Below are 9,204 nucleotides of genomic sequence, written 5' to 3' on the forward strand. Positions count from 1 at the left end.
TTTTTTATTTCCGGAGGATTGATGGCAATCATTCAGGATGCGATCACATCCCTGATGGGAGGGGATACGGTTGATGACTGGCAAAGTCAGCTTCGGCCATGCTCCTTCCGTGGCGTCCCCTTTGCCATCATCAGTGAAGAGGGGAGTCACGGACGCCGTCAGGCAGTGCATGAATACCCTTACAGGGATACCGCCTGGATAGAGGATATGGGGCGAGGTACCCGTCGTTTTGTCCTCAAAGGATTCCTCGTTCAGGATAGCCTCATATACGGTGGTGGAGATGCCATATCCCAGCGGATAGCTTTGATCGCCGCTTGTGAAACCAAGGGCAGCGGAACGCTAATTCATCCCACGCTTGGTGAAATGACCGTTTCTGTACCTGAAAATGGCCTAAGCCTTTCCGGAGATATGAAGAGTGGGAGAGTATTTGAGTTCACCCTGACACTCATTGAGTCCGGCATTAAAGTATTTTCTATAACCGGCAGTAGTGCATCATCAAAAACGGTTAAAACAAACTACCTGAAACTGGTAAGCACTACGGTTCTTAGTACCATCGCACGTGTTAAATCTGAAATGCGTGGGGTTAGCCAGGCAATCAAAACAATAAAAAGTACGATAAGCTTTTGGTCAAATATGGTTAACAGCACCATTAATGAAGTGACAAATATCAGTAGCGTGCTGAAATCAACATTTGGTAATGAGCGATATGGTCGATATAGCAAAGGTACTGTAGGCGGCTCATTATCTGGGCTGACGGGTGGAACATCTGCAGATGATACGGAAGATTTTCAGTTATTATCTGATCAGGTTTCTGCGCAAGCCATTATGGACAGGCAGGGAATTACTGACGCCGCTACTACGCTGAATAACTCAACAACTATTGATGATTTTATCCAGCGTACAGCCTACTTAATTAATTATATTCTCAACTGCACCGGTGGTGTTAACGAGCGTATTACGGCACTGGAAAAACTGGCAAATGCAACCAGCACCGAATATCAGAATTCGACTTCAAGCGCCGACATTGCACAGACCGTTAATACTCTGATTGTCGTCTTATGCAGTGCTGCTATGGCTACAGCAGCATCAGATTCCAACCCTACCAGCCGCGATGAAGCGGAGCAAATAACCCGGCGTGTAGCTAACCAGCTTGATACCGCGCTTCTGGTTGCTGGTGACAGAGCCGATGATGATTTATACGGTGAGTTGTTGCTGGTCAGATCTTCATTTCTTGAGGCTATGTCAGCCATTTCTGGTGGTTTGAGCGAGTTAATGCAATTTAATTCATCCCAGCCTCTTCCCGCGCTTACTCTCGCCAGTCGTCTGTATCAGGATGCTTCCAGAGCAGATGAGCTGATTCAGGAGTCCAGTGTTCCCCATCCGGCATTTATGCCTGTTTCGATGAAGGTATTACGGCAATGAGTGACGATCTGGATACGGTTAGGTTAACGGTAGGCAATAAAATAATAGAGGGATGGGATTCAGTTCGTGTTACCAGAAGCATAGAGCGATTCCCGTCTGATTTTAGTCTTGGGCTAATGGACTATTACCCAGGGACTAATGATAAGCAGCTGGTGCAGGAGGGGCAGTCCTGCGAAGTGCGAATCGGTAATGATCTGGTTCTGACGGGCTATGTTGACAGCTGGGAGCCGTCAATTACACGGTCCAGACATGAAGTGCAGGCTAACGGGCGTAGCAAGTGTCAGGATCTGGTGGACTGCTCTGCAGAGTGGCCCAACAATGTCATCAACCAAAGTGATGCGCTGAGTATCGCTTCCCGTCTGGCCTCATGGTATGGCATCAGCGTTTCCTGCAATGTAAGTGATCTGGTTAATGTACCTCAGTTCACAATTAACTGGGGGGAGTCTCCGCAGGAAATAATTGAGCGGGTAACTCGCTGGTCTGCGCTGCTTTATTATGACCTTCCGGACGGTAACCTGTTTCTCACGCGAGTGGGAACCCGTCGCGCTGCCAGTGGTGTCGCTGAAGGGGAAAATATAGAGCAGGCGTACTACCGCGCTGATATGTCGGAAAGGTTTTCTGACTATGTTGGCATCTCGATGAGTATTTCACCAATAGCTGGGTTTTCGCCTGATACTGCTTATGACTCAGTAACTCTGGCTACCGCGCGCGATCCGGAAGCGGCAAAGATGCGTTATCGGAAGCGTATCGTTATCGTTGAAAGCACCCTGATGGCGTCTCAGCAGGCACAGCGCGCGATTGACTGGGAGATGAACAGGCGCTATGGCCGCTCAAAGCAACTAAGCGTCACGATAGATAGCTGGCGGGATAAAGCCGGGAAGCTATGGGAGCCAAATACGCTGATACCCGTAAATATTCCCACGCTAAAGCTGCCTAATACCGAGTTGCTGATTGCCGACGTAACATTTATGCGCGACAGCGACGGTACCCATTCCAGGCTAACGCTAATGCCTCCAGAAGCATTTGCTGTTCAGCCTTACGCTTTCTACCAACAACTTGCAGGATTCAACCAATGAGCAAGTTTCGCCATTTTGCTAACCGTATCGCCAGCATGCTGGGTGTGGGTCGAATTACTGCGATGAAGGATGATGGCGGAACACAGTCCGTGCAGTATCAGACGCCTCTCGAAGTTGCCAGCGCCCACAGGCTGGCAGAGTTTGGCTTTTCCTCTGGTCTTCCTGCCGGTACTGACGTTGTACTCGCATTCCTGGGTGGCGATCGCTCTAATCCAGTGGTCATTGCAACCAACCATCAGGGATACCGGCATTCAGGACTAAAGTCAGGTGAGTCGGTGATGTATAACCAGTGGGGCCTGAATATCCTGCTGACGGAAGATGGAGTCTTCATTGATGCAAAGGGTAAAAACGTAGAGGTTAATAATGCCACTAACGTCACTATCAATGCCTCTGATTCCATCCTTGCCAACACGCCGATGTTTAAGTGCACCGGCGACATTGTAGACAACTGCAATTCAAACACCAAAACCGTAAAACAACTGCGTGACGCCTACAACATTCACGACCATGAAGTGAAAGGGGTTCAGTCAGGAGAAAGCACAGTCACCAGCGAAAAAACCACAGAGAAGGTATCTGATGAGTGATATTTCATCCTTCTGGAATATTGATGAGATGCAGGCCGACTGGCAGGAGAATTTCGGCATTCTCACCTCTGACAATGATATGCATACCGCCGTGCTGATCAGCCTTTTTACCGATGGCCTTGCGCGCGCAGATGACCCATATGAGGGGACAGATCGCCGCGGATGGTGGGGCGATTTGGGCAACGAGAAAACAATCGGTTCACGTCTGTGGTTATTGCGGAGAGAAAAATTGACCCGCGACGTAGCTATGCGTGCAGAGCAGTATGCTGAAGAAGCACTGGCATGGATAAAAAGTGACGGAATCGCCAGGGAAATACAGGCGACCTCAGAAATCGTTTTTCCAAACAGGCTGAATCTTATCATCCGTTATCTTCCCCCGGACGGCGACTGGCAAGAATTCAAATTCTTCTGGTTATGGGAGCAACTGAACAATGCCATTTAAAAGAAAAACGCTCAGTGAGCTGAGAACGGAAAATCAACAGTTCATGCAGGCGGAACTGGAGAAGGTCGGGGCACTGCTGCGGTTCGGAAATTTGAAGGTGCTGGCGGATATGGACGCTGGCATGGCGCATTTGCATTATGCGTATCTGGATTATATTGCCCGACAATGCACCCCTTTTACATCGACAGATGAATGGCTTGCTGGATGGATGGCGCTTAAACAGGCCTACCGTAAAGCAGCCACCGCGGCTCGATCTCCTGAAGCGCAAATCAAAGGCACATCAGGGAGGACGTTAGATGCGGGTGCAGTAATTAATCGCGGGGATGGGTATCAGTACACGACTGATGCTGGTGTAACGATCGGCAGCTCTGGTACAGCAACCGTTGCTGTTACCGCCGTATTACCTGATATCGCCGAGGATGTCACTGGAGGTGGCAGCCTGGGAAATGCTGATGCCGGTACCATCCTGACTCTTGATGCGAATGTGTCTGGCATTGAAAGTACGGTCACGCTCATTCAGCCAGCCACCGGCGGCGCTGATATTGAAGATGAAGAGGATTTTCGCCAGCGCGGTCTTCTGTTGTTTCAAAATCCTCCGCAGGGTGGCAGCGATACTGATTATCGTACATGGGCTCTGGCAGTATCCGGTGTTACACGTGCATGGGTCCGCCGGAGAGGAATGGGTCCCGGTACCGTTGTGATTTACATCATGTGTGATGGCAACGACAAGACAAACCATGGGTTCCCGGTTGGCACGGATGGCGTATCACAACTGGAAGAATGGGGCGCAGTAAAGGCCACGGGCGATCAGGGAAGGGTGGCCGATTATATGTACCCACTTGCCCCTGTGACTTCCCTGAATTACATCTGTTCGCCTACTGCGCGGGTTATTGATTTTGAGATAAGTGGTATCTCTGATGCGAGTAGCACTACAACTGCTGCTATAGCTGACGCTATTGACAGCGTTCTGTTTGAATCTGCTGATCCTCTCGGAACAGGAAAAATCTATCTTTCAGACCTCAGCCGTGCGATAGGGGATGTCTCTGGGACAGCTGGTTTTATTCTGGTCTCCCCATCGGCGAATATTGAGCCGGGAGTTGGGGAGCTGGCTGTTCGTGGTGAGGTGAACTACACATGAGCCTTTTCACAACAGACGATTATCTGAGAGCACTCCAGGCACTTATTCCAACCGGGAGAGCGTGGACCAGAGATCCCAAAGCAGTTCAGGCTGCTGTGCTGCGGGCTATCGCTGCCAGTTTTCAGCGTAGCGATAATGATGGGCTCGGGCTGCTTCGTGGTGCTTTTCCAAAAACAGCAACGATCATGCTCACTGAGTGGGAAAAAACACTCGGGCTGCCTGATGACTGTTCAATTGGTGAAGTGGATACGATTGCAAAACGTCAATCTGCGATTGTCTCTAAACTTATCAGTACCGGAGGACAGTCCAAGAGCTATTTCATCAGTATTGCTGCAGCAATGGGATATACCATTTCCATTAAGGAATACCGACAGGCACGCGCAGGTTTATCGGTATGCGGTGATGGGCTGAATGGGGATGACTGGCCATTTGTCTGGCTGGTGGAGGCTGAAGATACCACCATCTCCTATGCACGTGCGGGACTAAGCTATTGCGGAGATCCGCTACGATCATGGGGTAATCGCCAGCTTGAATGCCGAATAAATGCTCTCGCCCCTTCCTACACGCTGGTTAAATTTGGCTATATCTATTTTGGATTTAATGACGAAGGGGTTTACGAGGTCACCCCTGAATTTGCAGCCATATTTGATACGGCCTCTGGTTATATAAATTAATACTATTATCATTAAGCTAACAGGTGAAATTATGCAAAAAGTTGGGAATACTACAGATACCGCAGATGCGAATGGTGAATATACAAATGGTAATGTCGCTAATGGTATACCACCTACAATAATTAATGCTGAAATGTTGAATACATTTCAACGGGAGTTAGTTAATACTGTCGAAGGTTCCGGTCTTGTTTTAGATCCTTCTAATAACCATCAGTTGCTTGAGGCAATAAAAAAACTGACTTCGCCAGGTCGTTTGCTTGGCATTAAAGTTATTACAAGCACGCAAACATATACACCGTCAACAGGAACCAAAAAAATCATAATTGAAATGGTCGGTGGGGGAGGTGCTGGGGGTAGTGTTGACACTGGAACGGCGAGTGGAGATCAGGTCCCTGGCGGGGCTGCTGCTGGTGGGGAAGGTGGTGCTTATGGTACCGCACTAATAGACCCTGTATTTAGCTCAGCGTTAGTGACCGTAGGTAAGGCTGGAACTGCATCAATAAATTCACCATCTGATGGTGAAGCAACATCAATCTCAGTGAATGGTAACGTTCTATTATCAGTCTCTGGAGGAGCTACAGGAACTACAATGAAGGGGCCGCATTATACTCCTTCGACATTAGGTGGTAGAAGAAGAATTGCAAATATATATACAGGGAACTTTTATTTTAAAGTTGATGGGAAACAGGGAGGGTTAGGTACTATTTTTTCTTCTTCAAGTGCTGCTGGTGGCGATGGCGGTGCAAGCTATCTCTCAAATGGTTCGCCTCAAGGATTATTAAACAATGATACTAATGTGTCATTGTATGAACCTACTGGCTATGGATGCGGAGGTACAGGAGCGTGTGCAACATCCAGAAGCCAGACAGGCGGGGCAGCATCTGACGGTCTAGTCATAATCAAGGAGTATACGTGAACATACTCTTTGATAAATTATTTTTTGACTATATCTTTTATTTTCCTTATCGGAGCAGTTATCCTCCATGAAGTTGAATGTTTTAAGGCTGAAATTTCACTATTCAATTGATTTATTGTCTTTTCATATTGGTTTTGCATTTGCTCCATTTCTTCTCTATTCTGAGCGGCGATATCTAGATTTGTGTATTTAAAACAGTCAAGCATGTGTGTTATGAATTTCTTATACTCTGTAAGAACTAGTGAGTGATTTTTAGGGGGGGTGTTTGTTAACTCAAAAACACATGCGTAATATCCATTGAGGTGTTTATCACCTTTTTTCTGAGTCATTACCGAACCATGCCGGACTCGTCTTTGATATAACTTTTCTTTAATGCAGTAAACGGAAGGGTTGTTATTCAATAGTAGCATTGTTGTAAATATATTGTCTTCATGAATAATGCCTTCCTTAAACCTTGTATCTATGGTAAGGTTTTTTTTGAATATATATAGGCAAGGGCTTACGATATAGTTGTTTTCGTGCATTGCAGTCTTAAAGAAATCAACGCCGGTGAGTATTTTATATGATAATGATTGCGCTCTTTCATAGGTAGGGTTGAACCTGTTTGTCAATGAGGTATCATCAAAGAAAACATCAGATTCAAATAAGACCATATCTATATTCTTCTCTGAGATAACTTTATTTAATTTAATCAATGCTTCCTTGTTTAGTTTGTCGTCACTATCTAAAAAAAGAATGTAATCACCAGTTGCTTTATCGATACCTGTATTTCTGGCTGCTGATTGACCTTTATTATCAGTATGGATTTTATAAATAAAAGGTTCTTTGAAGGAGTTTATTATATCTCCTGTTCGGTCTGTGGAACCATCGTTTATGATTATGATTTCCACATCAGGATACTCATTATCAAGAACTGATTGAATACATTCTTCTATATAAAGTTCAGCATTGAATGCTGGAATAATTACTGAAATCTTCATCTTTATTATATTTCCCTGCGAACATTAAAACTGGTTTTGTAGATAATTATGCCAGTATTATATATTAATATCGAGTGAGAGGCCATATGTCTAATCGGTACAATACCGGAAATTCACGCCCTTCTAACAGTATGAAGGATCTTAATGATAATGCTCTTGCATATGATGACTTCATGCTCAGTGAAGAAGGTACCTTTGTTGACCGGCTTGGAAATCAGGTTCCCACCTTAAAAGGGCTGTCAGAAATCATGAGCCAGGCTGGTGAGTCGGTTGTTGAAAAAACCAGGCAGAACCTGATCCCTCTCAGCCGGCAGTACATGACGCTGGCGGCGGCACAGGCGGACATTGCTAATATCCCGGATGGCAGTACCACCTATGTACGTAGTGCAGACGGGAGTTCGCTGGCAGACGAGTACATCAACAACAGCGGCACGCTGGAGGCGACCGGCAGAAAGATGCCCTCACAGGAGGCTATAAACGCAGTCTTCGACTTCATCAGTAAATTTATTGTGAGCGGTGACGTCAGTGATAATTATTTCCCGTTCTTTACTGATGGCGCAGATAACGTACCCGTCTGGTGGGATGATGGGTTTGCGGTATCCAGAATTTCATTAGCTCTCTATCAGATGATTTATGACGATGTTCATTCTCGGCTGGGTGATGCGCTTAATTCTCAGATGGATGATGTATCAAACGCTTTCTTTCCTCTGTTTATTGATGCCAATAATAACGTTCCGGTTTGGTGGGATAGTGGATTCGATGTATCTATTATTTCCGAAAGTTTTAAAACAAAAATATGGAACTATATTAATTCCATTATTTCACCCGCCCTTAATAAAGCGGTCCCGCTTGTATCGGCGGGATTCGTTCCGGGCATGACTGATGGCGCTGATAACGTACTGTTCTGGTTTCAGGATGGAGAGTTTGATGCTTGCGGGGTCGGCCCAAACATCAGCGCGTCACTTGCCAGCGCATACCAGCGCCGCATGTATACCGCCTATTACAACATGCCTTTGCATACTGACAGTCGCACGCTGTGGCGCTGGAAAGCGAAAAAAGCCCAACTCAAAGCCGGGATGGCTACGCAGCCTAATTTCCTTCTCACAGGTGACAGTTGGACCCAGAATAATGAACTTGCGACAGCTATTGCAGGCGTACTCAGCGCTGAATATGGTGACGCTGGTTTAGGCTGGCGAACTGTGAACTATGGCGCATCGCGCGATGGTTCAAATATCTTTCGCTCAGCCGGCTGGGATTTATATGATGCCTCGCCAACGAGCGGTGCCCCGCTTTATGGTTGCGGCATTGACGGCCAGTCCATCAACACCACCACGAACACGGCCTATTTCAACGTGACTAATGTCCGCTGTACTGATTGCCGTATTTATTATCAGGACCTGAATGGCACCTTCCAGTACGGCTACGACGTCGGCGGGGTCACACAGTGGACTGAGGTTGTCTGCGGTAATACGGGCGCGACAAAATCGGTGTTGCTGACAGGCATGGCTGACGAGGTCAGAACCATCTATGTCAAAACCGATGGCAACACGGGGCGTGTCGCCATTCACGGATTTTATCTGTGGCGCAGCGGCGTTGCAGGATGCGTGATGAGCAAGGCCGGTAATGCGGGGATTCTGGCGGACCAGTTTCTGCTGTTCTCCGACAAAATCTCGGAATACCTCAGTACCATTCAGCCTGACGTGATCGCTATCGTCATTGGTAACAACGACTACCGCATTTCAACCGGAACCCAGACATTTCGCACTGCGCTGCAAACCTATATGGCCGCCTGTCGCGCCGTGCTGCCTGACGTGGGTTTCATCCTCATGGCTCCCCCGAGAACCAACGGCACCGCGGTAACACCGCTCGTTGATTTCCGTGACGTAATGTACGACCTCTCTCAGACGCTGAACTGTGAGTTTTTCAGTATTTATGACCTGTTCGACACCTGGACGGAAATGAACGGGCTTGG

General features: G+C 47.2%; 9 protein-coding genes. 8 read left to right on the forward strand and 1 reads right to left on the reverse strand.

Going from position 1 to position 9,204, the window contains the following annotated elements; all coding sequences use genetic code 11:
* Nucleotides 1-21: 21 nt before the first annotated feature.
* The 7 genes from BV390_RS26210 to BV390_RS30905 are packed head-to-tail and all read left to right on the forward strand — an operon-like array spanning nt 22 to nt 6,252.
* Nucleotides 22-1,422, forward strand: coding sequence for a DNA circularization protein (locus tag BV390_RS26210; protein WP_085397501.1), 1,401 nt, complete (start codon nt 22-24; stop codon nt 1,420-1,422).
* On the forward strand, nt 1,419-2,498 hold the full coding sequence (locus BV390_RS26215; RefSeq protein ID WP_085397502.1) for a phage baseplate assembly protein: 1,080 nt from the start codon (nt 1,419-1,421) through the stop codon (nt 2,496-2,498). Before BV390_RS26210 ends, BV390_RS26215 begins: the two co-directional genes overlap by 4 nt.
* Nucleotides 2,495-3,082, forward strand: a complete 588-nt coding sequence (locus tag BV390_RS26220) for a phage baseplate assembly protein domain-containing protein (protein ID WP_049267394.1) — start codon at nt 2,495-2,497, stop codon at nt 3,080-3,082. The genes BV390_RS26215 and BV390_RS26220 overlap by 4 nt, the downstream gene beginning before the upstream one ends.
* Nucleotides 3,075-3,524, forward strand: coding sequence for a phage GP46 family protein (locus tag BV390_RS26225; RefSeq protein ID WP_048294792.1), 450 nt, complete (start codon nt 3,075-3,077; stop codon nt 3,522-3,524). Before BV390_RS26220 ends, BV390_RS26225 begins: the two co-directional genes overlap by 8 nt.
* A complete protein-coding gene (locus tag BV390_RS26230; protein WP_085397503.1) occupies nt 3,514-4,662 on the forward strand; it encodes a baseplate J/gp47 family protein in 1,149 nt (382 codons plus the stop codon). Before BV390_RS26225 ends, BV390_RS26230 begins: the two co-directional genes overlap by 11 nt.
* Nucleotides 4,659-5,336: a YmfQ family protein gene (locus tag BV390_RS26235; protein WP_047719060.1), complete on the forward strand. Its 678-nt coding sequence runs from the start codon at nt 4,659-4,661 to the stop codon at nt 5,334-5,336. Before BV390_RS26230 ends, BV390_RS26235 begins: the two co-directional genes overlap by 4 nt.
* 31 nt (nt 5,337-5,367) lie before the next feature.
* A complete protein-coding gene (locus BV390_RS30905; protein WP_139156015.1) occupies nt 5,368-6,252 on the forward strand; it encodes a glycine-rich domain-containing protein in 885 nt (294 codons plus the stop codon).
* 17 nt (nt 6,253-6,269) lie between these two features.
* Here the strand turns inward: BV390_RS30905 and BV390_RS26240 are convergent, their stop codons facing one another.
* Entirely contained in the window at nt 6,270-7,232 is a 963-nt protein-coding gene (locus tag BV390_RS26240) for a glycosyltransferase (RefSeq protein WP_085397504.1), read from the reverse strand.
* Between the two features lie 131 nt (nt 7,233-7,363).
* On the opposite strand from BV390_RS26240, the gene BV390_RS31670 reads away from it, so the two are divergent.
* On the forward strand, nt 7,364-9,204 hold a 1,841-nt coding region (locus BV390_RS31670; protein ID WP_227517254.1), incomplete at its 3' end, for an SGNH/GDSL hydrolase family protein.

It is taken from the genome of Klebsiella sp. YJ (genome assembly GCF_002108615.1).
Lineage (GTDB): Bacteria > Pseudomonadota > Gammaproteobacteria > Enterobacterales > Enterobacteriaceae > Klebsiella > Klebsiella planticola.

What these genes read in the sequence shown, in the direction of transcription:
- BV390_RS26240 (WP_085397504.1), bottom strand. Translation starts at nt 7,232, where the DNA reads ATGAAGATTTCAGTAATTATTCCAGCATTCAATGCTGAACTTTATATA.
- BV390_RS26220 (WP_049267394.1), top strand. Translation starts at nt 2,495, where the DNA reads ATGAGCAAGTTTCGCCATTTTGCTAACCGTATCGCCAGCATGCTGGGT.
- BV390_RS26235 (WP_047719060.1), top strand. Translation starts at nt 4,659, where the DNA reads ATGAGCCTTTTCACAACAGACGATTATCTGAGAGCACTCCAGGCACTT.
- BV390_RS26225 (WP_048294792.1), top strand. Translation starts at nt 3,075, where the DNA reads ATGAGTGATATTTCATCCTTCTGGAATATTGATGAGATGCAGGCCGAC.
- BV390_RS30905 (WP_139156015.1), top strand. Translation starts at nt 5,368, where the DNA reads ATGCAAAAAGTTGGGAATACTACAGATACCGCAGATGCGAATGGTGAA.
- BV390_RS26230 (WP_085397503.1), top strand. Translation starts at nt 3,514, where the DNA reads ATGCCATTTAAAAGAAAAACGCTCAGTGAGCTGAGAACGGAAAATCAA.
- BV390_RS26215 (WP_085397502.1), top strand. Translation starts at nt 1,419, where the DNA reads ATGAGTGACGATCTGGATACGGTTAGGTTAACGGTAGGCAATAAAATA.
- BV390_RS26210 (WP_085397501.1), top strand. Translation starts at nt 22, where the DNA reads ATGGCAATCATTCAGGATGCGATCACATCCCTGATGGGAGGGGATACG.